Annotated in this window: 21 protein-coding genes; 11 read left to right on the top strand and 10 right to left on the bottom strand. The window is 43.3% G+C overall.

The window, feature by feature from the left end:
- Positions 1-16: 16 nt before the first annotated feature.
- The gene (locus tag TQ33_RS06235) at positions 17-1633 is read right to left on the bottom strand and encodes an NAD+ synthase (RefSeq protein WP_046561289.1); all 1617 of its coding nucleotides are present in this window, start codon (positions 1631-1633) and stop codon (positions 17-19) included.
- Positions 1634-1770: 137 nt separating this feature from the next.
- Between TQ33_RS06235 and TQ33_RS06240 the strand changes: the two genes are divergently transcribed.
- From TQ33_RS06240 to ppnN, 4 genes are all read left to right on the top strand, one after another.
- A complete protein-coding gene (locus TQ33_RS06240) occupies positions 1771-3360 on the top strand; it encodes a sensor histidine kinase (RefSeq protein WP_046562344.1) in 1590 nt (529 codons plus the stop codon).
- Between the two features lie 12 nt (positions 3361-3372).
- Entirely contained in the window at positions 3373-4692 is a 1320-nt protein-coding gene (locus tag TQ33_RS06245) for a sigma-54-dependent transcriptional regulator (protein WP_046561290.1), read from the top strand.
- 116 nt (positions 4693-4808) lie between these two features.
- Positions 4809-5306, top strand: coding sequence for a GspH/FimT family pseudopilin (locus tag TQ33_RS06250; RefSeq protein WP_052735224.1), 498 nt, complete (start codon positions 4809-4811; stop codon positions 5304-5306).
- Positions 5307-5406: 100 nt separating this feature from the next.
- Positions 5407-6795: a nucleotide 5'-monophosphate nucleosidase PpnN gene (ppnN, locus tag TQ33_RS06255; protein WP_046561292.1), complete on the top strand. Its 1389-nt coding sequence runs from the start codon at positions 5407-5409 to the stop codon at positions 6793-6795.
- A gap of 11 nt (positions 6796-6806) precedes the next feature.
- Here the strand turns inward: ppnN and TQ33_RS06260 are convergent, their stop codons facing one another.
- From TQ33_RS06260 to rmf, 9 genes are all read right to left on the bottom strand, one after another.
- A complete protein-coding gene (locus TQ33_RS06260; RefSeq protein WP_052735225.1) occupies positions 6807-7388 on the bottom strand; it encodes a CAP domain-containing protein in 582 nt (193 codons plus the stop codon).
- The gene (locus tag TQ33_RS06265) at positions 7357-8511 is read right to left on the bottom strand and encodes a mechanosensitive ion channel family protein (protein ID WP_052735226.1); all 1155 of its coding nucleotides are present in this window, start codon (positions 8509-8511) and stop codon (positions 7357-7359) included. The genes TQ33_RS06260 and TQ33_RS06265 overlap by 32 nt, the downstream gene beginning before the upstream one ends.
- Before the next feature lie 92 nt (positions 8512-8603).
- Entirely contained in the window at positions 8604-9542 is a 939-nt protein-coding gene (gene secF / locus TQ33_RS06270; protein WP_046561293.1) for a protein translocase subunit SecF, read from the bottom strand.
- Positions 9543-9555: 13 nt separating this feature from the next.
- Positions 9556-11484, bottom strand: a complete 1929-nt coding sequence (gene secD, locus TQ33_RS06275) for a protein translocase subunit SecD (RefSeq protein ID WP_046562347.1) — start codon at positions 11482-11484, stop codon at positions 9556-9558.
- 65 nt (positions 11485-11549) lie between these two features.
- Positions 11550-11870, bottom strand: coding sequence for a preprotein translocase subunit YajC (gene yajC, locus TQ33_RS06280; protein ID WP_046561294.1), 321 nt, complete (start codon positions 11868-11870; stop codon positions 11550-11552).
- A gap of 44 nt (positions 11871-11914) precedes the next feature.
- On the bottom strand, positions 11915-13042 hold the full coding sequence (gene tgt, locus TQ33_RS06285; RefSeq protein ID WP_046561295.1) for a tRNA guanosine(34) transglycosylase Tgt: 1128 nt from the start codon (positions 13040-13042) through the stop codon (positions 11915-11917).
- Between the two features lie 11 nt (positions 13043-13053).
- Positions 13054-14106, bottom strand: coding sequence for a tRNA preQ1(34) S-adenosylmethionine ribosyltransferase-isomerase QueA (gene queA / locus TQ33_RS06290; RefSeq protein WP_046561296.1), 1053 nt, complete (start codon positions 14104-14106; stop codon positions 13054-13056).
- An 81-nt stretch (positions 14107-14187) separates the two neighbouring features.
- Positions 14188-15510, bottom strand: a complete 1323-nt coding sequence (locus TQ33_RS06295; protein ID WP_046561297.1) for a TonB family protein — start codon at positions 15508-15510, stop codon at positions 14188-14190.
- Positions 15511-15634: 124 nt separating this feature from the next.
- Positions 15635-15817 (bottom strand): ribosome modulation factor, encoded by a 183-nt coding sequence (gene rmf / locus TQ33_RS06300; protein WP_046561298.1) that lies wholly within the window; start codon positions 15815-15817, stop codon positions 15635-15637.
- A gap of 470 nt (positions 15818-16287) precedes the next feature.
- Here rmf and TQ33_RS06305 point away from each other — a divergent pair, with 470 nt between their 5' ends.
- The 7 genes from TQ33_RS06305 (at position 16288) to TQ33_RS06335 (ending at position 25114) form a co-directional block, all read left to right on the top strand.
- On the top strand, positions 16288-16668 hold the full coding sequence (locus TQ33_RS06305; RefSeq protein ID WP_084616934.1) for a MerR family transcriptional regulator: 381 nt from the start codon (positions 16288-16290) through the stop codon (positions 16666-16668).
- A 31-nt stretch (positions 16669-16699) separates the two neighbouring features.
- Positions 16700-17860, top strand: coding sequence for an isovaleryl-CoA dehydrogenase (locus tag TQ33_RS06310; RefSeq protein WP_046561300.1), 1161 nt, complete (start codon positions 16700-16702; stop codon positions 17858-17860).
- Positions 17861-18160: 300 nt separating this feature from the next.
- Positions 18161-19339, top strand: coding sequence for an acetyl-CoA C-acyltransferase (locus tag TQ33_RS06315; protein WP_046561301.1), 1179 nt, complete (start codon positions 18161-18163; stop codon positions 19337-19339).
- A 109-nt stretch (positions 19340-19448) separates the two neighbouring features.
- Positions 19449-20585, top strand: coding sequence for an acyl-CoA dehydrogenase family protein (locus TQ33_RS06320; RefSeq protein WP_046561302.1), 1137 nt, complete (start codon positions 19449-19451; stop codon positions 20583-20585).
- 16 nt (positions 20586-20601) lie between these two features.
- Positions 20602-22212 (top strand): carboxyl transferase domain-containing protein, encoded by a 1611-nt coding sequence (locus tag TQ33_RS06325; protein WP_046561303.1) that lies wholly within the window; start codon positions 20602-20604, stop codon positions 22210-22212.
- A 15-nt stretch (positions 22213-22227) separates the two neighbouring features.
- On the top strand, positions 22228-23079 hold the full coding sequence (locus TQ33_RS06330) for an enoyl-CoA hydratase/isomerase family protein (protein WP_228640049.1): 852 nt from the start codon (positions 22228-22230) through the stop codon (positions 23077-23079).
- A gap of 10 nt (positions 23080-23089) precedes the next feature.
- Positions 23090-25114 carry an acetyl-CoA carboxylase biotin carboxylase subunit gene (locus TQ33_RS06335; RefSeq protein ID WP_046561304.1) on the top strand — a complete coding sequence of 675 codons (2025 nt, stop codon included), beginning with the start codon at positions 23090-23092 and terminating at the stop codon, positions 25112-25114.
- Positions 25115-25134 lie beyond the last annotated feature (20 nt).

A 25134-nucleotide genomic window follows, 5' to 3' on the forward strand; every position in this document is an offset into this window, starting at 1 on the left:
GCTTCCCCTGAAACTCCTACTTAAATTGTCGTCCAAAGCCTGACGTGATGGGGTATCGTCTATCACGACCAAAAGCTCTCGAGCTAATTCGTATTCCTGGTGGCGCTTGGCGGCGCTTGTGCTCATTGATATCCACTAAACGGATCACACGCCTTACCGTTGCTTCATCGTAGCCTAATGCAACAATATCAGAAATGCTACTATCATTCTCAACATAAGCCTCAAGAATACCGTCTAAAATATCATAAGGAGGCAAATTATCTTCATCTTTTTGGTCCGGCGCCAACTCAGCCGAAGGTGGCCTTGTGATAACACGTTCTGGGATAACTTCAGACACTGTATTACGATACTTTGCTAGCTTATACACCATAGTTTTAGAGACATCTTTTAAAACGTCGAAGCCCCCCGCCATGTCACCGTAAAGCGTGCAATAGCCAACGGCCACTTCTGATTTATTACCCGTCGTTAACACTAAGCGCCCAAACTTATTCGATAACCCCATCAAAATCGTGCCTCGGCAACGAGCTTGAATATTTTGCTCGGTAGTATCAAGCTGCGTACCGGCAAGCTGCCCAGCCATTTGCTGCATGAAAGCTTCGTAGATAGGCTCAATAGAGATAACATCGAAATCCACGCCAAGAGCTTCAGCCTCTTCTTTTGCGTCCTCGATACTCATAGTCGACGTGTATTTGAAGGGCATCATGACAGCGTTAACATTATCTTTTCCTAGAGCATCCACAGCCACCGCAAGGGTCACTGCTGAGTCTATACCACCGGATAATCCTAATAGCGCTCCGGGAAAGCCATTTTTTTTGACATAATCTTTAACACCCAATACAAGAGCCTGCCAAATTTCTTCCTCGTCATCCCATTGACGTGAGCTGGGCTGCAAAGATGTTAGCCTGTTGGTCGCTTTATCAAAGTCGACACAAGCGAAGTCTTCTGCCATTTCTGCTGCCGTAAAAATACTCTCTCCGCAAGAGTTATAGGCGCTAGAACAACCATCAAAAATTAGCTCGTCTTGCCCGCCGACTTGGTTAACATAGATGACAGGAATATTGTTTTCTTTTGCCCTGCTAGCCATTTCATCACCGCGAACAGGGGCCTTACCGTAATAATAAGGCGAAGCATTCGGGCTTAATACTAACTCTGCTCCTGCTAGCTTTGCGACTTGTGCAGGCTCTTTAAACCACAAGTCCTCGCAAATCAGAATGCTAATATTTACGCCTTTAAAACTAATAACTGGGCAATCAGATGCCGGAGTAAAGTAACGTTTTTCATCGAAAACAGAGTAATTCGGTAAAAGTTGCTTGTCGTAGCAGAGAAGCGTTTCACCTTTATGGATGAAACTCGCTGAATTGTACGTTTTACCAGCCTCACGCCTCGGGTGGCCAACAACAACCGCTACCTCTGAGTTTAATGACTCCAGCTCATTCAGCGCATCTTCAATCAGTCCAAACAAGTCCGAACGAAGCAGTAAATCTTCAGGTGGATACCCTGAGAGTGCTAACTCAGAAAAAACAACGACATCGGCCTGGGCGCTTTGAGCTTGCTCAATGGACGATTTAATTAAATTAAGGTTGTGGCGAATATCGCCCACGGTATAGTTATTTTGCGCAAGAGCTACACGCATTGACTTTCTCTATTCAAAGTTATCTGTCTATTGTCTAATAATTATGTCGCTTTTCAAAGTCTTAAAGACTCAAAACTTGAAAAGAAACGGCACAAGACTTAATCTGTGCTATGACAACAAGTTATAAAGGATATTTAGTGTTAAATAATAACAAAAAAATTGAGTTTGGGTGGCAGTTTCTCAGGTACTACTCTGTCGTAAGACTGGTATTAGCCTTATTGTTATTGCTTTTACCTTATATCTTCAATGCTGAAGTGAACTTATATGATGTAGACACCTACACTTCGGTCGCTATTAGCTATTTAATTATAGCTAATTTGCTGTTATTTATGGCCTTTGTTGAGCACCAGTTTCGAATCCAAGCACTCAGTCACCCCTTAATTGATATTGTCTTTATCGCTTTGTTGGCCTACTCCGGCAACCAAAATACCGCCATTTATATTTTAATGATGTCTCTAGTCTCAATCGTTGGCCTCTTCTTGACGAGACATAGAGGAGGATTACTTTATGGTTTATTTGCCTGTGGAGCCGTTATTTTAATTCGCTATTATCGTGAAGACGACATTTCAATTTCAGACTTTTCAGACTTAAGTCTACAAATTGCAGGAATTTTAGCTGTTACAGTGCTTGCTAATATATTAGCAAGACGAATGACTGACTATGAGGTTGAGACTTTGGAGCAAAGCCAATCTATTCATAGGATGCACCAACTCAACAAGCAAATTATCGATAAAATGAATCGTGGTGTCATTGTCATCGACTCAGGTAATACGATTCAACATATTAATCAAACCGCATGGTACGGTCTTGGGCTTCCAGAGAACCCGATTGGAAAACCATTGAAGCTTGTTGCCGACGAGCTTTCTTACCAGCTTTCAAAGGTTCGAAAAGACCAAAAGTCTACGGCTCATGGGCTTGAACCCGAGGAAGGTCTCCCCTTCAGAACAACAAATACGGGCCCCCAGTTACTACCACGGTTTATACCCCTGGTTGAGGGAGAGCGAATTTTAATTACTTTAGATAATTATTCTGAAGTTATGAAAAGAGCCCATCAATTGAAATTAGCGTCCTTAGGGCAACTTACCGCTAATATCGCTCATGAAGTAAAAAACCCGCTGAGCGCGGTAAGTCAGGCAACGGCCTTATTAGCTGAAAAGGATTACATTCCGAGTGAAGATAGTCAGCTGATAGAGATTATTCAACGTCAATCAAAACGTATTAATGAAATCATTGAAAATGTACAAAAAGTATCTAAGAGTAAGCCGCCAAACAGAGAAGCGATTGTACTCAACCGGTTCGTTAAACGTTTTATCAAAGAATATGCTCAGGGCCTAAAGTTTGAGCCTGTTATTACGTTAGAAGAAATTGATGAGGAACTCATGGTGGCTTTTGACCAAGGGCAGCTAAAGCAGGTTTTGTCCAACTTATTCGATAATGGTCTTAAATTCAGTTACATCAACACCAAAGAATATCGTCTTCACATCGCTGCGGGGCAAGATCCGGTCAGCGAGGATCTTTTCCTAGATGTTATTGATGAAGGAACAGGTGTCACACTGGAACAAAAAGAGAAAATATTTGAGCCTTTTTATACAACGGCACATGACGGTACAGGCTTGGGACTCTATATTTCAAAAGAGTTATGTGAAGCTAATCAGGCACGACTTGACTGTATACCTGTCGCGTTCGGTGGAGCTTGCTTTAGAATCAGTTTTGACAGTTATAACTAACAGGGATTCGTAATGAGTGAACGTAAACCAAAAGTCATACTGATTGATGATGAAGCTGATATTCGGCACTTATTAACAATGACCTTGGTCCAAATGAAGCTTGATGTAATCAGCTGCAAGGATCTAACAGAAGCGAAAGAGAATTTAGAGAGCGAGCGTTTTGACTTTTGTTTAACAGATTTAAAGTTGCCAGACGGCGATGGGCTTGAAATGGTTGAATACTGCAAGCGACATTATCCAGACATGCCCATCGCTGTGATAACAGCTTACAGTAGCACAGAGAAAGCTATTGAAGCCATGAAACTTGGAGCATTCGACTTTCTTTCAAAACCAATTGATCTCAACCACCTGCGACAATTATTAAAGCACGCCTTTAAATTTAACCAGAGTAAGCAAGAGCCAAAGAAAGAGCCTATCTACAAAGTCCTGACTGGAAGTGATAGCCACGCTGTGGAGCTAAGAAATAAGCTAACAAAAGTTAAAGGCTCACAAGCTCCTGTCGTTATAGTTGGAGAGCCCGGCACTGAAAAAGAAGTCCTAGCAAAAGTTATTCATCAACAAAGTTCGCGCGCTGATAGTCCTCTTTTATTTTTAGACTTTGAAGCGCATTCTATTGATAACCACGAGCAGATTCTATTTAACAACACCCAAGCCACGAACTCATATTTATCAGAAGCAGATCAAGGTACGCTAGTAATTAGTAACCTACATCTGCTCTCTCAACCATTACAGAAGCGCTTCTTGCAACTAATAGAAGACAAAAGCCTCCTTCATGAAAATGAGTCGGACCCGACTCAATTAGACATCAGAATTATAGTCTGTAGTGAGATCGAGCTAAGTGACTTGGTTGGACAAGGCTTATTGAGGGAAGATTTATATTTCAGAATTAATGTTATTAATTTTGATATTCCAAGCCTCAATAAACGCGAACAAGATTTTGAAGCAATCATTAACTCATACTTGCAAGACTTCAATTGCGACAAGGAGCTAAGCCCTAAGGCTTTAGAGAAGCTCAGAAATCATAGTTTCCCTTACAATTACAGGGAAATGGAAAATGTCCTTTTTAAGGCAACGACACTTGCTAGCAATAAACGGATAGAAGCAGAAGATATTATACTGATAAATGCTGGCACCTCTAACAAGGTAGAGCATTCCATTAAGAGTAACGGCAGAGGTAACATGCCACTTGAAAAATATCTTGAAGAGATAGAAAAACAAGAAATCGAAAAAGCCCTTGAACAAACTCGTTGGAACCGGACTGAAGCAGCGAAAATTCTAAAAATAAGCTTTAGAACCATTCGTTACAAAATGAAGAAGCTGGGAATTCAGTAATTCTCCCTAGCCGGCTCCGAGATATCTTACAAACGACCACTCATATCTCCTAATGACATAACCCTAGAAGTCGACTAACTTAACTAGCGAACTACATTGTCAATGAAGGAATCACCGTGGTAAAAGGATTTACCCTGATAGAACTATTAGTCACATTAGTCATTGTCTCGCTGACCTGTGCCCTTTCAATACCGGCTTTATCACAAATGGTAGAAAAGAATAAAGTGGAAAGTGATGTCTTTACTATTACAAATATTATCCAAACAGCAAGAAGCAAGGCTATATCACAGAAAATATTTATAACCATCTGTGGCAAATCAAGTGAACAACTTTGCTCGAAAAACTGGAAAGAGATCATTGTCCTAAGCAACGAGTCTAAACAACATTTGCATGGAGTAACATTAAAAGCTAACTTTTTGTTTGCTAAATGGTCGGCTTTTCAAAACAAATCAGGTCTGACTATATCGCCTACAGGATACACGCATCATCAAAATGGAACTTTATACCTTTGCCATAATACCCCCTCTTTTAACCGAGCTTTAGTGGTCAGTAAATCAGGACGAGTAACGGTAAAACATCAGTCTGCAAAGTTACAGCAGAAATGTTCAAAGTAACCAGTTAATGACATAAACCTTTAATACTAAAGAAGTTGCTTGCGGTTTTAGATTACTCTACAGTGATAGCTAGCAAGCATTACAAACTTAGATAATATAAATGAAGCATATAGATATTGAAATTACTGCCGAGTCAGGCCTAGAACTTCTTACCAACGATGAGATTGCCCGGCTTAGTGAGCACTCTAAAGACGGAGACCATGAATTATTTAAGAAGTGTGTGTTAGCCGTTTTAAACAGCACACAAGTTACCGATGAAATTAGCTATCACAAAGAACAGTTAAAGAACTTCGACGTGGACGTTGTCCCTCTTAATAAAGGCGTTAAACTCAAAATAAAGAATGCTCCGACGACAGCTTTAGTTGATGGGTTTATGATCCAAGGGCTGAAAGAACAAGTATTCAGCGTTTTGCGTGATATTGTGTTCCTAAAGCAAGAACTAGAGTCAAACTCTAGAATAGACTTTAATTCGAGCAATGGCTGTACTAACGCTATATTTCATATCTTAAGGAATGCCAAAGCTTTGCGCTCAGGTACGGATCCTAATATGGTCGTTTGCTGGGGTGGGCACGCCATTCCTGAGTTTGAATATCAATATACTAAAGAAGTCGGCTATCGATTAGGCCTTAGAGGCTTTGATATAATTACAGGTTGCGGCATTGGGGCCATGAAAGGCCCCATGAAAGGCGCTTTAATTGGTCACTCCAAGCAACGCATTAATAATGCCCGCTATGTTGGTATTACCGAACCAGGAATTATTGCAGCAGAATCTCCCAACCCGATCGTTAATGAGCTAATTGTCATGCCTGATATCGAAAAGCGATTAGAGGCATTTGTTAGACTAGGTCATGGATTCGTTGTTTTTCCTGGTGGGGTGGGAACAGCTGAAGAGATTTTATATATCCTTGGTATCTTATTACATCCTGATAACGCAGATACCCCCTTCCCTTTAATTTTTACAGGGCCTAAAGAGAGCGCTGCATACTTTGAGCATATCGATAGGTTTATTGGAGACACTCTTGGTCAAAAGGCACAATCAAAATATCAAATCATCATTGATGATCCGGTGTCTGTTGCAAGAGCGATCCAAAAAGGCATCGCTGAAGTTAGACAATATAGAAAAGAGGTGCATGATGCTTACCACTTTAATTGGCAGCTAGAAATTCTATGGGACTTCCAAGAAGAATTTATACCAACTCATGAGAATATGAGCAAACTCAATCTAAGTGCTGATCAACCGCTGCACCTTTTGGCAGCAAACTTGCGAAAAGCATTCTCAGGAATAGTATCTGGGAATGTCAAAGAACAGGGTATTCAAGAAGTGAGTAAGCATGGTCCTTACCAAATTACCGGTGATACCCACATTATGGATCAGCTTGATGCGTTACTTGAATCATTTGTTACTCAGAAACGCATGAAGCTGAATGCTGAAAACTATGTGCCCTGTTATCGCGTTAACTCAGCTTCGATGGCTAGTAAAACATCATAATAGCAAAGGGACTATTTTTCATCGGCTTTAGTATTTTCAGCTGAAGCTTTCTCTCTAGCGATGTATACAACCCAATAATCAACGTGGGGGCTTTCCCAGTTATAAGCATAACCGACCCCCATTTGATCTTGAGCTAAGAAAAAATCGTGTTCACCAAAAAGGTGCACCCTGTGTTGATAGGAGTTTTTAAACCTATCCAGAACAGTTTCTGGAATCCCTTCGCCACCCTGCACAGCTTCAACATAGTTCGAGCCCACAGCATCCTCAGGAATATCCAGCCTATAGCCTTCTTTGATAAGACGCTCATTGGGAGAACCCCAAACCCCATAATGCGTCACCTTACCAGCCTCAGCCATCTCTTCAGCTTTCTTTTGTGCAATTTTGCTTAACAAACTACTGCAGCTAAGGGACTTTCTCAACTGATCTTGGTCTTCTCGTATAAGTTTCGCCAGCGCACGAGACTTCTTGTTTAAGCCACACCCCTCGTAATACTGTTCAGTAGTCTCATTCTCACTATTACCAGCCGCTTGGACCACTGGCGCCGATAAGACTAAACTAAAACTACTGAGGAGAATTAGGCCATTCTTTAACATATAAGTCCTGTTTACTGTAAGGTATCTCAATACCTTTCTCATTAAATAACTGATGGATTTTCATGATGAGTTTATGAGAAATCAAACCTTTCTGTTCCGGTCTTTCAATCCACGCCATCAACTGTAAGTCTATACTGGAGCCAGCAAAACTTCTAAACCGAACGCGGGGCTCAGGATTACTGCACAGATCCGGATGGTTAGAAGCCATTTCCATAAGAACATCGTGAACCTCTTCTAAATCACTATCGTAAGAAACTCCAACATCGATGCGAATTCGTGTCTTTTCCCAAGGGCCGCCACTTTCATTAACAATTTTCGCATTCCCCATGACTGAGTTTGGAACCGTCACTTCGACATCATCTCGAGTTAGCAAGCGAGTACTACGGATACCAACGTGCGTAACCCGACCTCGCTCACCTGTATCAAGGATTATATAGTCGCCTAATTTATAGGGTGAATCCGCGACAATGAAAAAACCTGAAAATAAATTTGCTAATGTATCTTTTGCCGCAAAACCAACAGCGATACCAACAATACCGGCAGAGGCTAGCCAAGCTGTTGGGTTAACGCCCCACGATAAGATCAGAATATATAAGCCAGCACCAACAATAAGTATCTTGGTGGTAATATCCAAAATGGGTATTGTGCGCTCCTCAATAAATTTAAAGCGCTGATGATTCTGAGAAAATGCTTCTAGAGAGAGTCGTGTGACTTTTAGGGTCTTTGTCATCATCGAAATGATTAATAGAGTCACCACAAAGCGTTTCAAGAAAGTATCAAATGCAGGAGAGAACTGTAGCGCTTCGATTGCTAGTAATAGCGACAAATAAAAAATTATCGAGTAAAGCCCCTTTGCTACTATTTTCAGTAACTGATCATCAAAGTCGCCTTTAGTTTTGCTGGCTAGTTTTCCAAGAATGCTTCGAAATAGCCACTGAGCAAGCTTGGCAATGATAATACCGACCGCTATGACTGCAGCGGCTAAAAGCCAAGGGTTCGACTCTAAGCTCTGCCAAAAAGGAGCAATGGCATCTGGTAAATTAGATTTAATGTCACTGAACATTTCCTCAGCGACTTTGCTGCTCGTATCAACGGACTCTTCTTTAGAAGCTTCATCTGCCACGCTTCTCTCTCCTATAAAAAACGGCCTAGAACTTTCATTCTAAGCCGTCTAAGGAAAATATCAAACTTCCTAATAACTTACGTCATTGTTAACTAAGGCATATCGAACTCTTCGCCTTCTTTTTCTACTTCCGGTGGCATTAAATCTTCTTTTTTGACACCGAGTAACAAAGCGACAGGGCTTGCTACATAAATTGAAGAGTAAGTACCAATAAATACACCCACGATCAATGCTTCAGCGAAAGAGTGAATCGTTTGTCCGCCATAGAAGAACAACGCTAAGAGTACTAGCAAAGTTGTTATAGACGTCATCAAGGTGCGTGATAAGGTTTGATTCAACGATGTATTAACAACATCTTCCGAAGTACCTTTACGCATTCTTAAGAAATTCTCACGGATACGGTCAAACACTACAATCGTATCGTTTAACGAGTAACCAATAACCGCTAGAAGCGCCGCTAATACGGTTAAATCAAACTCTACTGCAGTGATTGAGAAAAAGCCAATAATAATGATCACATCATGAGCAAGAGCAATCACAGAGCCAACCGAAAACTTCCACTCAAAGCGAAGCGCTACATAGATCATGATACAGATCAGAGCAACAATCATTGCCAAGCCGCCCTTCTCTTTCAACTCTTCACCAATAACAGGCCCTACAAACGATTGATCTCGTTTAGTTACCGATTCTCCACCAGAGCGTAAAGCCGCTAATACTTCATCACCCACTTTGGCGTTTTCGATATGGTCTTGTTGTGGCATACGAATTTGGACGATTTTTGCAGAACCGAAGTTTTGCACTACCGCACCATTAATATCGATTGCTTCTAGTTGGTCATGTATTTTCGGTATGTCTGCATCTTGTTCATAACCTACTTCAATTAAAGTGCCACCCGTAAAGTCTAAACCGTAGTTTAAACCTTTAGTGAAGAACGAAGTGATGGAACCCACAATTAACAATATAGATAACACCATTGCGAACTTACGCAATTTCAAGAAATCAATATTGGTCTCTTTATTTAATATTTGCATATGTCACCTCTACCTATATTGATAACTTCTTAACGGTTCTACCACCATACATCAGGTTAACGATGCCTCGGCTCACAAAAATCGCAGTGAACATAGAGGTCAAAATACCGATGAATAATGTGATAGCAAAACCTTTAACTGGACCTGTACCAATCGCGAAGAGAATAATAGCTGCGATAGCGGTCGTGATATTAGCATCTGCAATGGTCGATAAAGCATGACCGTAACCTTTATCAATAGCTTGCGCCGGACGCACACCAGCTCGTAACTCTTCACGAATACGCTCAAAGATTAGAACGTTTGCATCAACGGCCATACCAACGGTCAAAACGATACCTGCAATGCCTGGTAACGTCAGAGTTGCTCCCATGAGCGACATCACGCAAACAATCATCACAAGGTTTAGCGTTAACGCCACATTAGCCACTAATCCGAACAGCTTGTAGTAAACCAGCATGAAAGCAAGAACTAAGGCGAAACCGATAATGACTGAAGTAACACCTTTTTTGATATTCTCTTCACCTAATGTAGCACCGATAGTTCTTTCTTCGACAATGAATGTTGGTGCAATTAAGGCACCGGAGCGTAGCTTAGTCGCTAAGTCACGAGTTTCTGCTTCGGTAAAACGGCCCGTAATCTGGAAACGGCTACCAAAAGGTCCGTTGATATTAGGTGCGCTGATTAGGCGCTCTTCCAATTCGGAGCCCACCAATACACGCTTACCATCTTTAATATCGAATATCGGTCGTGATTCTTTCAGAATCATCGCTAACTGATTATTGACATTCGCCGTGGTGGTACGCGTCATTTTTGAACCGCCTTCACCGTCCAAACGTACCGAAACAATAGGCTCGTTGGTTTGAGGGTCATAGCTGGCAGTTGCATTGGTTAGGTGTTCACCAGACACTTCTACTTCGTCGAATACAACGATTGGGCCATACTCAGAATCAAATAGTTTGCTGCCAGGAGGGACTCGACCATTTTGAGCCGAAACAACATCCGCCTCATGGTTGACTAAGCGGAATTCCAAGCTCGCTGTAGCCCCTAAAATTTGCTTAGCTAATGCTGAATCTTGGACGCCCGGTAACTGAACCACGATGCGATCAGCACCTTGGCGCTGGATCAACGGCTCGGCAACACCAAGTGAGTTGACTCGCGTACTTAAGATAATACGGTTTTGATTAATCGCATTATTCTGTATTTCCTGGAGCATCTGCTGGTTCAAAGTACCGCGTATAATCGGGCGGCCACCCTTCTCAGACAACTGTAAATCAATCCGACCCGTATGATCTTTAAATAATGCCTCGTAAGCTCTCTCAGCATCATCTTGATTACGGAAACTCAGCAACATGCCATTTTCGATTGGCTCAACACGGCCACGAATTGACGGCTCTTGCTCCGTTAAAGTATCAATAAAGTCTCGGCGTAACTGGTCTTGTTGGCGCTTCAACGCCTGCTCCATATCAACCTGCATTAAGAAGTGAATACCACCTCTTAAATCAAGACCTAGCTTCATCGGCTCGCCACCCAGGTTAGCTAACCACTCAGGCGTCGCAGGAGCCAGGTTTAAGGCAGTAACGTAATTTTGATTCTCTAATGTTGGGTTAAGAACATCATTAGCTAATTCACGCGCCTTTAACTGATCCGCATCCTTTTTGAAACGAGCTATGATTTGCTGAACACCTTCCTCACCTACTGTTGAAGGTTTGACGCTGGTAGGCTCAACATTATTTTCTTGCCATGCTGCTTCAATGTCTTCAAATTGCTGCTGAGTGATTACCGCATCTCTTAAGCCGGATATTTGAACCGCTGGGTCTTTACCGAAAATGTTTGGCGCGGCGTATAAAAACGCTAGAGCCAACACAATAACGATTAACACGTACTTCCACTTTGGGTAAGTATTGATCGGTAGTTGCTGTTGATTTGGTTGATTGACGAACATAATTTTGCCTGTTGTTATAAGCTCTTCAAATACGAGAAAGCCCGACATTTGCCGGGCTTACAGTATTACTCTTCAATAGATTTGATGGTGCCTTTTGGAAGCGTTTGCGCAATTGAAGCTTTTTGGAATTTAATTTCCATTCCTTCAGATAGGCTCAAAACCACATAGTCTTCTTTAATTTTGCTCACTTTACCGATGATGCCACCAGTAGTCATCACTTCGTCGCCTTTCTCTAGGCCGCCCATCATTTCTTTATGCTGCTTCATTTTTTTCTGTTGCGGACGAATCATCATGAAGTACATGATTAAGATTAATGGTACGAACATCACTAAGAAGCTCATTAAACCGCCACCTTGCGCTGCACCACCTGCTGTTGCTAATAACATTTATTGTTACCTCTGTTTAAATTAAAACAACTAAAATCAAAAAGTTACAACTCAGGAACATCTTTATCCTGTGCTGCATAGAATTCTTTTACAAAGTCGGACAATGTACCTGTTTCGATAGCCTTTCGCAATCCGTCCATGAGATCTTGATAGTAATGAAGATTATGGATGGTATTCAGCTTAGCACCGAGCATTTCGTTGCACTTATCGAGATGATGCAAGTAAGCACGGCTGTAATTCTTACAGGTATAACATTCGCAGACCTCATCCAACGGGCCTGTGAATGTTTTATTGTGGCTATTACGGAGTTTTACAACCCCTTTGCGAGTAAAAAGGTGGCCATTACGAGCGTTTCTGGTTGGCATCACACAATCGAACATATCCACACCACGTCTAACCGCTTCAACGATATCAGCGGGTTTACCCACCCCCATCAAATAGCGGGGTTTATCATCCGGCATCTCGGGTGTTAAGTGATTCAACACTTTAAGCATTTCATCTTTAGGCTCGCCAACTGATAAACCACCAATCGCATAACCGTCATAACCAATATCCGTCAATCCTTCCAACGACTCTTTACGCAAATGTGGGTACATGCCCCCTTGAACAATACCGAAAAGCGCGGTCGGCTCTTTATCTGTAAAGCCTGCCTCATGCGCATCTTTACTGCGCTTAGCCCAACGCAATGACAGCTCCATTGACTCACGAGCTTCCGCTTCGGTCGCAGGGTAAGGCGTACACTCGTCAAAGATCATCACGATGTCAGAACCCAGCTTACGCTGAACTTCCATCGCCTCTTCTGGCCCTAAAAAGACCTTGGAACCATTCACTGGCGAGCGAAATTCAACCCCCTTTTCTGTAATTTTACGTAACTTACCCAGGCTAAACACTTGGAAGCCACCTGAGTCCGTTAGAATAGGTTTATCCCAATTCATAAAATCATGCAGGTCACCATGTTGCTCTATGATATCGGTACCCGGACGAAGCATTAAGTGGAAGGTGTTACCCAAAATAATCTCTGCCCCTAAGCTTTTGATTTCTTCTGGCGTTAACCCTTTAACAGTGCCATAAGTCCCAACAGGCATAAATGCAGGCGTTTGGATAGTGCCACGCTCGAAAGTTAACTGACCTCGTCGAGCTTGGCCGTCGGTTTTATTTAAATCAAACTTCATAAATAACCTGTTTAACGATTAATGTCAGGATCTTGTCCTGTGAATGGCGCCGTAATAAACATGGAATCGCCATAGCTGAAAAAGCGATACTGTTCTTTCACCGCCTCATTATAAGCATCCAAGATATGCTTTCTACTGGCGAATGCACTCACCAGCATCATCAACGTTGATTCTGGAAGATGGAAGTTAGTGATTAAAGCATCTACAGACCGAAATACGTAGCCTGGATAAATAAAGATATCCGTTTCTCCAGAACCAGCCTTGATACCACCTTCTGTTGAGGCGGACTCCAAGCATCGAACTGAAGTCGTGCCCACAGCTATCACTCTGCCACCCTTTTCTCGGGTTCGCTTTACCTTTTCAGCGACTTCTTCACTCAACTCATACCACTCTGAGTGCATCTTGTGCTCAAGGATATTATCCACACGAACTGGTGAAAAAGTGCCGGCTCCAACATGGAGTGTTACGAAAGCGGTATCAACACCCTTATTAGCGATCTTGTCGAGCAACTCATCATCGAAATGCAGACCAGCTGTGGGAGCAGCCACAGCTCCCTCAACTTTACTATAAACGGTTTGGTAACGCTCCTTGTCGGATAGCTCATCCTCACGATCAATGTAAGGAGGCAATGGCATATGCCCAACCGCCTGCATCACACTGTGCCAGTCTCCAGAAAGAAGCCTTAATTCAAATAAAGCACCATCTTTACTTAAAACCTCCAACTCGGTCCCTTCCTCAAGCACCAAGATTGCTCCAGGTTTGGGACTACGGTTAGCTCTGACGTGAGCTAAAGCCTCTGTATCCGACTCAATTCGCTCGATAAGAATCTCAACCTGACCGCCACTGGATTTTTTGCCAAACAAGCGTGCCGCTAAAACACGGGTGTTGTTGAAGACCAATAAATCATTCGGCTCTAAGAAATCAACCAGTTGGAAGAACTTACTGTGAGCAACTTCGCCACTCTCGCCATTTAAGCGCAATAAACGACTGGCAGAGCGTTGCTCAGTAGGATAACGAGCGATTAACTCGTCAGGAAGGTCGAAATGAAAATCTTGTAATTGCATGATGCTTCTGACCTTACGGGGTCACTCGCAGTAGATATTTGGTGGCTGTAGTTTACTCAGCCACCATAAAAAGGCAAGAGTTTAGCTGACTTTAGCCTCTAATATAGCGAGTCTATCCAGCATATCCTGTGGGATAGTCTCTTCGCCAAGATCTTCTAAATTTTCAATGGCTTCTTCTAAGTATTCTAATGATTTTTCGTAATCGCCCTTTATCGCGTATGCCCATGCGTAATATCGATACACATTTACTGGACTTTTGATCTTCTTATCCATCAATAAATCAAGCTTTGAGATTATAAGATCTGGCTCAATATCTTTTATGTCATTTTCAAAGCTGTAGTGAATTAGACGGTATGCGAAGTTCAAATCATCCGTATCAAAAGCCTCTCTAAGCCACTCAACGCCTTTATCGGTATTACCACTACCAAAGCTCAACTTTGACAACTCAAACTTTGAAGGTGCATAACCACTTGCCGAAGAAATCGTTAGCCATGATATCGCTTTTTCGAGATCTGGCTCACAGCCTTTTCCTTCTAGGAGATTTTTACCGACCTCATACTGAGCATTTACGACTCCATTTCTAGCGGATTCAAAGTACCAAAGAGTAGGATTAAAGCTTTCATTAACACTACTATCAAGAAATCCGTACTTACCATATAAGTACTGAGATTTAGGATCACCTTTTACTGCTTTCTCTTTTAAACTACCCAATCTTTCATAATTATCATCCCCCAAGATAAACTGCATCCGATACTTATAAACCTGAGAAAAATCATCATCAGTTGGCTCAAACCTCCATTTTCTTAAAGCCTTAAGAGCTGTTGTATCGAAGGTTTTTTCGGGGACAGACTCTAAAAGCCGCATATCGGTAGGGTATCCCGAAGGAGACACTTGCATACTAACAGTAACCCAACCTTCAACTCCTTTATATTGAGCTCTAATCGGATACTCTGGGTTAGTTGTCTTAACGGCTTTGGCTTTATTTGCCTCTATGACTTTTTCTTTGGTCAGTTTGGGCTTATAGCTCTTTATGATAGCGTTATGACCATATTGAGATTTGAGCGAATTATATAGTAAAGATGCTTCTTCTATTGAGTTATCTTCCTTGAAATGACCTTCTACCTCTTCTAGGAATTTGCCTTCCTTCTGACTATTCTCATCCGACAGCTTGATCCATGCATGTGCCTTAATAAAGTCTTGTTCAGTGCCGCTCCCCTCTAAATACATCACTCCTAAGTTAAATTGAGACGGCTTATGACCTATTTTGGCGAGCTTTTCAAACTCACTAAACGCTTGTTGAAATTGTTTGTTATCGTAGTACTCCGTGGCTTCCTTAAAAGTCGCCTGAGAGCTGAGTGAGAATATTAGAATTAGAAACGCAATGATATATTTTGTTGAATTCATCCTGAGTCCTTATTTATTGTTTTAATATAAAAGCCTAAAACTGACGAAAATATACAACAAACGGCGTCAAACAAAAAGCCCAGCATATGCTGGGCTAATTATATTGGTTGTAGCTATACAGTATTTATAAGTAGTTTTTCATTCCGTTTTGCGTAAAGGCCTCGCGCCCCTCTCTCCATCCTCCGAGCCACTCTTCTTTTGCGTTAATATCTTCATGCGGACAAACTTCTTTTGATTGACCTTGCATCGCTGCATGAAAACCTTTGGCGTGAGCTCTTTGTAGCTTATCTCTTTTCTGTCTTTTCATTGATACATACCCTTTTTACACATAGTTATGAATTTATAGTCTTGCTGTTTTAAGTTGCTTATCGACAAATGATAAGCATAAAAAAAGCCGACTACTCATAAGAGTGATCGGCTTTAGTTAATACTATTTCGCTTCAGCTGTAATTGTGTGGTGATGATTTGAGCCATACCTACCTAATACAATCGTTTACCTTTTAATCAGATTACACCCTTTTGAGGGGCATTTGCAGTAAAAGTTCACAAAATCATCATAAAAATTCAGTCTTAAAAACTTACTTCACCCTATTCACGTGAACTCTATAAAAGTCTTGTATCTTATTGTTTTGACGCAGTTAAGATGATGACCGTTCTATAAAGTTTTGCACCAACTCCTCGGAGCAGTCTCGAATAAGGTGATCGAATCGGATACGAAGTTTACGTTTGCGTAAAGGTAAGCTAGAATATCGGGGTTATTGTTAAGGAACCATGCTCATGAGCGATGAGAATACCGAATACACCATTAGTGACTTAGCCAAAGAGTTTGAGATTACATCACGCTCTATACGTCATTATGAGGATGAAAAGCTCATTACCCCACTACGCCGTGGCGTACATCGCATCTATAACGCACGAGATCGCGTACGTTTACAGCTGATATTACGGGGTAAACGATTAGGCTTTTCGCTGGCTGAGATTAAAGAAATCATCGATATCTATGGCATGGAAGGTGAACAAAAGCAAACCGAGCGCTTGTTGGAGTTAATTAAAGTTCGTCGTGAATCCTTGAAGCAACAACTTAAAGATATCAAATACTTACTTAATGAATTTGATGTGCTGGAAGAAAAGCTAACGACCAGCCATCAGCCTGAATAATCAACATTCAAGATTTAGTAGAGGACATAACATGTATCCATCACTTAACTTCGACCTAGGCGAAACTGCTGACATGATCCGCGATATGGTTCGCGGCTTTGCAGAAAAAGAAATCGCGCCTATCGCTGAAAAAACTGACGAAGAGAACCTTTTCCCTCATGAGATGTGGAAAAAGCTGGGCGATCTTGGCCTGTTAGGTATCACTGTAGAAGAAGAATACGGTGGCTCTGGCATGGGTTACCTTGAGCATGTTGTGGCGATGGAAGAAATCAGCCGAGCTAGCGCTTCTATCGGCTTAAGCTACGGCGCACACTCTAACCTTTGCGTTAACCAGATTCGCCGTAACGCTAATGAAGAACAAAAGAAAAAGTACTTGCCTAAACTTTGTTCGGGCGAGCACGTTGGTGCTTTAGCCATGTCTGAGCCAGGCGCGGGTTCTGATGTTGTAGGCATGAAGCTTAAAGCTGAACTTAAAGGCGATCATTACGTTCTAAACGGTAATAAAATGTGGATTACCAATGGTCCAGAAGCTGACGTTCTAGTGGTTTATGCTAAAACCGATATGGAAGCTCACTCCAAAGGTATTACAGCCTTTATTATCGAAAAAGGTATGAAAGGCTTCCGTACAGCGCAGAAACTCGACAAATTGGGTATGCGCGGTTCGAACACCTGTGAATTAGTTTTCGAAGACTGTGAAGTACCTGTCGAAAACGTCATGGGCGAAGTCAACCAAGGTGTTAAAATCTTAATGAGTGGCTTGGACTATGAGCGTGCCGTTCTTTCAGCTGGCCCACTAGGCATCATGCGTGCTTGTATGGACGTTGTGGTTCCTTACGTACACGAGCGCAAGCAATTTGGTAAAGCGATTGGTGAGTTCCAGCTAATTCAAGGCAAAGTCGCTGATATGTACACGACCATGAACGCCAGCCGTGCTTACGTATACTCAGTGGTTAAAGCTTGTGACCGTGGCGAGACGACTCGTAAAGACGCTGCGGCGGCGATTTTATTTGCTGCTGAGAACGCAACAAAGTTAGCGTTGGACGCAATTCAGATTCTAGGTGGTAACGGTTACATCAACGAGTACCCAACTGGTCGCCTACTACGTGACGCTAAGTTGTATGAAATCGGCGCAGGTACTTCAGAAATTCGCAGAATGCTTATCGGCCGTGAGCTATTCAACGAAACAGCCTAGACTTCACTCAAAGAACTTCTAGGTACTTTAGAAATCAAAATTTGTAAGAAATTTAGTAGCTTCAAAGAAGCCCGCTTTTGCGGGAATGACAACTGAAGCTTTAGTTCAAATTCACTCACTAGAGAAGTGTGCGAACTTAACTTCTCACACCATAAAAGTTAGAGAACAGATTGGGCGCAGTTAGGACGCGGCAAATAACTTTTTAGTACCGGAGGTTACCAAATAGGTAATCAAGGAACTAAAAAGTTATTTAACAAAGTAATAACAAGCCCAGACTGTTCAAAAAAGAGGAATGAAAATATGTCAGATCCTATCGTAATAGTCTCCGCAGCTAGAACACCAATGGGTGGTTTCGGCGGCTCTCTTTCTACTGTTAAATCAACAGAACTTGGCGCTAACGCAATCGCAGCAGCCGTAGAGCGTGCGACCTTAAAGCCAGAAGATATCCAAGAAGTTATCATGGGTTGTGTTTTACCTGCTGGCGTTGGCCAAGCTCCTGCTCGTCAAGCGACACTTGGCGCAGGCATCCCTAAAACAACCGGTGCCACAACCGTGAATAAGGTTTGTGGTTCAGGCATGAAAACTATCATGTTAGCTCACGACTTATTAGTCGCTGGCACTAACGAGGTTATGGTTGCTGGTGGTATGGAAAGCATGAGCTTAGCGCCTTACCTATTACCTACAGGCCGCTATGGTCAACGTTTCGGTCACGGTAAAACCCTTGATCACATGGCGTTTGATGGCCTAGAAGATGCCTACGAAGGGCAAGCAATGGGCGTTTACGCTGAGCAGACGGTTGAGAAATACGGCTTTACTCGTGAAGACCAAGATAACTTCGCTATCGAATCACTAGCTCGTGCTAACAAAGCGATTGAAGACGGTTCGTTCAAAAACGAAATCACACCGGTAACCGTTAAGTCGCGCAAAGGCGATGTTGAAGTTGATACTGATGAGCAGCCTTTAAAAGCACGTCCAGACAAGATCCCTGCCCTACGCCCTGCGTTCAAGAAAGACGGTACGGTAACAGCGGCAAACGCTAGCTCTATTTCTGACGGTGCTGCAGCAGTAGTCATGATGCGTCAATCTGAGGCTGAAAAACGTGGCCTTAAGCCTCTGGCAAAAATTCATGCGCACGCGACTAACGCTCGTACCCCAGCGGAATTCACAATCGCTCCAGTTGGTGCAATGGAAAAAGTTTTGGAAAAAGCTGGCTGGACAAAAGACGACGTTGATTTGTTTGAAATTAACGAAGCCTTTGCCGTGGTCACTATGGCGGCGATGAAAGAGCTAGAGCTTGACCATGCAAAAGTTAACGTCCACGGCGGCGCTTGTGCACTGGGCCACCCTATCGGTTGTTCTGGTACGCGTATCGTGGTGACTTTGATTGAGGCATTACGTAAATATGGTAAGTCTAAAGGTGTGGCGTCACTGTGTATTGGCGGCGGCGAAGCAACAGCATTAGCGATTGAGCTGGTTTAAAATTATTAATTAACCCCTGTCATCCTGACGAAAGTCAGGATCTTAGATTCCAAATCCGAGGCAATACCTCGGTTTGGAATGACAAGTTAAACCAAAGCGATTAGACACTATGATTCTGACAGAAGAACAAACAATGATTCAGGACATGGCTCGTGGCTATGTTCAAGAACGTATAGCGCCCTTCTCTGAAGAGTGGGACAAAAATAAAACCTTCCCTGCTGAAGCTTTGCAAGGCCTAGGCGAATTAGGTTTTTACGGCATGTTAGTCCCCGAGCAATGGGGTGGCAGCGAGATTGGTTACACCGCCGCAGCTTTAGTTTTAGAAGAAATTGCAGCTGGCGATGGCGCTTGTTCAACGGTGATCTCAGTCACTAACTCGGTAGGTTGTATGCCGATTTTAAATTTTGGTACCGACGAGCAGAAAGAAAAGTTTTTGAAGCCAATGGCTTCGGGTGAAGCTCTGGGTGCTTTTTGTTTAACCGAGCCACATGCTGGTTCTGACGCTGCGGACCTTAAAACCAAAGCTGTCAAAGAAGGTGATCACTATGTGCTCAATGGCGTTAAACAATTTATTACCTCAGGTAAAAATGGTGATATTGCTATCGTTTTCGCTGTAACCGACCCTAGCGCTGGCAAAAAAGGTATTAGTGCCTTTATCGTGCCAACAGATACGCCTGGATACATTGTCGCCAATATTGAAGACAAGATGGGCCAGAATGCTTCGGACACCGCACAAATCGTGTTTGAAGACTGCAAAATCCCAGCCTCAAACTTGCTTGGCAAAGAAGGTGAAGGTTATAAAATCGCACTTTCCGGCCTTGAGGGTGGGCGTATTGGAATTGCAGCGCAAGCGGTCGGTATGGCTCGCGCAGCTTATGAATATGCGCTTGAGTATTCCAAAGACAGAACCTCTTTTGGTAAGCCTATTTTCAAGCACCAAGCAGTCCAGTTCAAACTGGCTGAAATGGCAACCCAAGTTGAAGCAGCGCGTAATATGGTTCTCAACGCCGCACAACTTCGTGACGCTGAAAAGCCTTGTTTGAAAGAAGCTTGCATGGCGAAACTGTTCGCTTCAGAGGTCGCAGAAAAAGTCTGCTCTGAAGCAATACAGGTACTCGGTGGTTACGGCTACCTTAAGGACTACCCTGTTGAACGTATTTATCGTGACGTTCGCATTGCACAAATTTATGAAGGTACGAGCGAAGTTCAGAAAATGGTCATCGCACGTGCAATTAGCTCCGATTAAAAGCTAAGGATTCAATATGCCAGTAATTAAATCTTCGATTAATTCGCGTAGCGCATCGTTTATCGAAAACTCTGAAGCCATGAGCGCTTTAGTCGATGACTTACGCGATAAGATGGAGTACATCACTCAAGGTGGTGGCCCAAAATACCAAGAAAAGCATTTATCACGTGGCAAACTATTACCTCGTGATCGTGTTCGTAAACTATTAGATGTTGGCTCGCCATTTTTAGAGATTTCACAAATGGCGGCATGGGACATGTACGACAACAAGGTTCCTGCAGCAGGCCTAATCGCTGGTATCGGTCGTGTCTCTGGCGTCGAGTGTATGATCGTGGCGAATGATGCCACCGTCAAAGGTGGTACCTACTTCCCAGAAACGATTAAAAAGCACTTACGTGCTCAGGAAATCGCTGAAGAGAACAACCTGCCGTGTATCTACTTGGTTGATTCAGGTGGCGCAAACTTGCCTCAGCAAGATGAAGTATTCCCAGACAAAGATCACTTCGGCCGTATTTTCTACAACCAAGCCAACATGTCTGCTAAGGGCATTCCACAAATCGCCGTGGTGATGGGTTCTTGTACTGCTGGCGGTGCTTATGTCCCTGCAATGGCTGATGAGTCTATCATCGTTAAAGAACAAGGCACCATTTTCTTGGGTGGCCCTCCTTTGGTTAAAGCGGCAACAGGTGAAGTGGTATCAAGCGAAGACTTGGGTGGCGCTGACGTTCACTGTAAAAACTCTGGTGTTACCGATCACTATGCATTGAATGATGAGCACGCTTTAAAATTAGCGCGCCAAGTAGTGACGAATTTAAATCGTAAAAAAGAACCTTTCGTTACAGTGAAAAAGCCTGTCGAGCCTTTGTATCCGGCTGAAGAACTTTATGGCGTGATCAACAAAGATCCTCGTAAACCTTTTGATATTCGTGAAATTATTGCTCGTGTCGTTGACGGTTCAGAACTTGATGAATTTAAAGCCATGTACGGTACGACCCTAATTTGTGGTTTTGCACGCATCCATGGTTACCCCGTAGGTATCGTCGCTAACAACGGTATTTTGTTCTCAGAGTCCGCACAAAAAGGCGCTCACTTTATCGAGTTATGTTCACAGCGAGGCATTCCTTTAGTTTTCTTGCAAAACATCACCGGCTTCATGGTAGGCCGTAAGTACGAAAACGAAGGTATTGCTAAGCATGGAGCGAAAATGGTAACTGCCGTTGCTTGTGCCAAAGTCCCTAAATTTACCGTGATTGTGGGCGGTAGTTTCGGCGCCGGTAACTACGGTATGTGTGGTCGTGCTTACAGCCCTAAATTCTTGTGGATGTGGCCGAACTCACGTATTTCTGTCATGGGTGGTGAACAAGCAGCTAACGTTCTGGCACAAATTAAGCGCGACAACTTCGAGCGTCGTGGCGAAGAAATGTGGTCAGAAGACGAAGAAAAAGCGTTCAAGAAACCGATTGAAGATCAATACGAGAAACAGGGGCACCCTTACTACTCCAGCGCGCGCTTGTGGGACGATGGCATCATCGATCCAGCTGACACGCGCATGGTATTAGGCTTAGGCCTATCTGTTGCAATGAATAAAGAAGCTGAAGAGACTAAATTCGGCGTCTTTAGAATGTAAGGTGAATCACTGGATATGAGTAACGATATGACTGAAGCACTTAACATTACAATTGATACTAAAAACGTCGGCTCGGAAGGCCGAGGCGTTGGACGTATTACCATGACTCGCGGTGTGGTTCATAACGCCTTTGATGATCAACTAATTGCAGACTTAACCCAAGCTTTTCGTCGCATGGATGCTAATCCAAGCGTTGAGGTTGTTGTCTTAGAAGCTGAAGGTAAAAGCTTTTCCGCTGGCGCAGACTTAAACTGGATGCGCCGTATGGCGGATTATACCTGGGACGAGAACTATAAAGACTCCCAAGGTCTGGCTGAGCTAATGCACACCATTTACAACTTAAGCAAACCAACCGTTGCAGTGGTTCAAGGTGCAGCCTTTGGCGGTGGCGTTGGCTTAGTCGCTTGTTGCGATATCGTCATCGCTTCAGAGCGCGCTAGCTTCTGTTTATCGGAAGTAAAGCTAGGCTTAATTCCAGCAGTGATAAGTCCATACGTTGTTAAAGCTATTGGCGAGCGTCAAGCACAGCGCTACTTCTTAACCGCAGAACGCTTTAAAGCTCCCCAAGCTAAAGAGTTTGGCCTTGTGCACGAGGTAGTTGCTGAAGAAGATTTGGCTGAAAAATCGAACGACATGATCGCTGGATTATTATCCAACGGACCACAAGCGGTTCGTGCGGCAAAGAGCTTAATTAAGGCCGTTGCTGGCAAAGACATCAATCAAGACGTTTTAGACGAGACTGCAAAACGTATCGCTGATATTCGTGCGAGCGAACAAGGTAAAGAAGGTCTAAACGCATTTTTAGAGAAGCGCCCCGCTGATTGGTCAGTCGGCTCTTCAAACACAACTGAACACAGCGACAGTTAAGGAAGCATCTATGTTTACAAAAATATTAATTGCAAACCGTGGTGAAATCGCCTGTCGTGTGATTCAAACCGCAAAAAAGCTAGGCATTCGTACTGTCGCGGTTTATTCCGAGGCAGACAAAAACGCGCGCCATGTGGCTATGGCAGATGAAGCGATTTACTTAGGTCCTGCTCCTGCTAAAGATTCATACTTGAAGCCTGAGCTTATTATCAAGGCAGCTCAAGAAACTGGCGCGCAAGCAGTACACCCAGGTTACGGTTTCTTATCAGAAAACGCTGGTTTTGCAAAAGCCTTAGCAGAGACAGATATTGAATTCATCGGCCCGCCTGAAGGCGCCATCATCGCCATGGGCTCAAAGTCAGCGGCAAAAGAGATCATGGACGAGGCAGGAGTACCTTTGGTTAAAGGTTACCACGGTGAAAACCAAGAGCCTGACTTCTTAAAATCTCAAGCGGACGACATCGGCTATCCTGTCATCATCAAAGCCACAGCTGGTGGCGGTGGTAAGGGCATGCGCATCGTTTGGAAGGCAGAAGAGTTTGAATCAAATTTAGCGTCTTGTAAACGTGAATCAGCCGCCTCTTTCGGTGACGACAAGGTTCTGGTTGAAAAGTATATTACGAAGCCTCGTCACGTCGAAATTCAGGTGTTCGCTGATAAACATGGTAACGCTGTACACTTGTTCGAGCGTGACTGTTCGGTTCAGCGTCGTCACCAGAAAGTGATCGAAGAAGCTCCTGCCCCAGGTATGAGCGAGGAAAATCGCCAAAAGATGGGCGAAGTTGCTATTCGCGCAGCAAAAGCAATCGGCTACGTGGGTGCTGGTACGGTCGAGTTTTTATATGACGAAGATGGTTCTTTCTATTTCATGGAAATGAACACGCGTCTTCAGGTTGAACATCCGGTCACTGAAAAAATTACGGGGCAGGATTTAGTCGAGTGGCAACTTAAAGTTGCTTCGGGTCAAGAACTTCCTGCCAAGCAAGAAGACTTAAGCATTAACGGACACTCTTTCGAGGTTCGTATCTATGCCGAAGATCCGCGTCAGGATTTCTTGCCAGCTACAGGCTCTTTGCTTCATTTAAGCACTCCTGAAGAAAGTGAACACGTTCGTATTGATACAGGTGTTCTTCAAGGTGATACGGTTTCTGTACATTACGACCCAATGATTGCGAAACTAATCGTATGGGATCATGACCGTAACGCTGCCCTCGCCCGCTTACGTGGTGCCTTGGCTCAGTATCAGGTAGTCGGCTTAACCACTAACGTTGAGTTTTTGTCAGCTTTGGCCAACAACCAAGCGTTCGAAGATTGTGACTTAGACACTAACTTCATCGAACGCTATCGTGACGAGCTGATTTTAGAAGATGCACCGGCCGATGAAGATGCTTTGGTCGCAGCAACAGTTTACCAATTGGTACAACGTCAACAGGCAGCTGAAGCATCGGCCGCAAACAGTGCCGATCCATATTCACCGTGGAATTCGGTTAGCGGTTGGAGATTAAATACCGACAACCATCATGCGTTTGAATACATTGATTATGTCGATAGTATTCCTAATGAAGTCTCTGTGACGACGCATTATCGCGATGTTACCCATGACCACCTCTATTTGTTAGAACTACCATCGAAAGAAATCAAAATTCATGCTGCCGAGCTGAACGATAGTAATCTACGCTTGGATGCTGCTGGCAAACGCTTTAATGCGAGAGTCGTAGACGATGGCAAAAGTTTGCATATTTTCGTCAACGGTAATTATCAAGTTCTTGAAAAAGTTGAACGTGGCTTGGACGCTGATTCTGAAGATGCTGGCGGTAGCTTAACAGCACCAATGCCAGGTACCGTTATCGAAGTTAAAGTTGCTGAAGGCGACTCTGTTGAAGCTGGTCAACCTCTAATCATCCTAGAAGCAATGAAAATGGAGCACACTATTAATGCGCCAACGGCTGGTACTGTGGCTGAAGTATTATACAGTGCGGGTGACTTGGTGGATGATGGTGCAGAGTTACTTCGACTTGATGCTAGCGAAGATTAATTCCGTTAATACTGGAGAAT

It is taken from the genome of Kangiella geojedonensis (assembly GCF_000981765.1).
Taxonomy (GTDB): Bacteria; Pseudomonadota; Gammaproteobacteria; order Enterobacterales; family Kangiellaceae; genus Kangiella; species Kangiella geojedonensis.

Bases quoted from the DNA above. Each gene is read 5' to 3' on its own strand.
- TQ33_RS06235 (WP_046561289.1), bottom strand. From the start codon at position 1,633: ATGCGTGTAGCTCTTGCGCAAAATAACTATACCGTGGGCGATATTCGC.
- TQ33_RS06245 (WP_046561290.1), top strand. From the start codon at position 3,373: ATGAGTGAACGTAAACCAAAAGTCATACTGATTGATGATGAAGCTGAT.
- ppnN (WP_046561292.1), top strand. From the start codon at position 5,407: ATGAAGCATATAGATATTGAAATTACTGCCGAGTCAGGCCTAGAACTT.
- TQ33_RS06260 (WP_052735225.1), bottom strand. From the start codon at position 7,388: ATGTTAAAGAATGGCCTAATTCTCCTCAGTAGTTTTAGTTTAGTCTTA.
- secF (WP_046561293.1), bottom strand. From the start codon at position 9,542: ATGCAAATATTAAATAAAGAGACCAATATTGATTTCTTGAAATTGCGT.
- secD (WP_046562347.1), bottom strand. From the start codon at position 11,484: ATGTTCGTCAATCAACCAAATCAACAGCAACTACCGATCAATACTTAC.
- yajC (WP_046561294.1), bottom strand. From the start codon at position 11,870: ATGTTATTAGCAACAGCAGGTGGTGCAGCGCAAGGTGGCGGTTTAATG.
- tgt (WP_046561295.1), bottom strand. From the start codon at position 13,042: ATGAAGTTTGATTTAAATAAAACCGACGGCCAAGCTCGACGAGGTCAG.
- queA (WP_046561296.1), bottom strand. From the start codon at position 14,106: ATGCAATTACAAGATTTTCATTTCGACCTTCCTGACGAGTTAATCGCT.
- TQ33_RS06295 (WP_046561297.1), bottom strand. From the start codon at position 15,510: ATGAATTCAACAAAATATATCATTGCGTTTCTAATTCTAATATTCTCA.
- rmf (WP_046561298.1), bottom strand. From the start codon at position 15,817: ATGAAAAGACAGAAAAGAGATAAGCTACAAAGAGCTCACGCCAAAGGT.
- TQ33_RS06305 (WP_084616934.1), top strand. From the start codon at position 16,288: ATGAGCGATGAGAATACCGAATACACCATTAGTGACTTAGCCAAAGAG.
- TQ33_RS06310 (WP_046561300.1), top strand. From the start codon at position 16,700: ATGTATCCATCACTTAACTTCGACCTAGGCGAAACTGCTGACATGATC.
- TQ33_RS06315 (WP_046561301.1), top strand. From the start codon at position 18,161: ATGTCAGATCCTATCGTAATAGTCTCCGCAGCTAGAACACCAATGGGT.
- TQ33_RS06320 (WP_046561302.1), top strand. From the start codon at position 19,449: ATGATTCTGACAGAAGAACAAACAATGATTCAGGACATGGCTCGTGGC.
- TQ33_RS06325 (WP_046561303.1), top strand. From the start codon at position 20,602: ATGCCAGTAATTAAATCTTCGATTAATTCGCGTAGCGCATCGTTTATC.
- TQ33_RS06330 (WP_228640049.1), top strand. From the start codon at position 22,228: ATGAGTAACGATATGACTGAAGCACTTAACATTACAATTGATACTAAA.
- TQ33_RS06335 (WP_046561304.1), top strand. From the start codon at position 23,090: ATGTTTACAAAAATATTAATTGCAAACCGTGGTGAAATCGCCTGTCGT.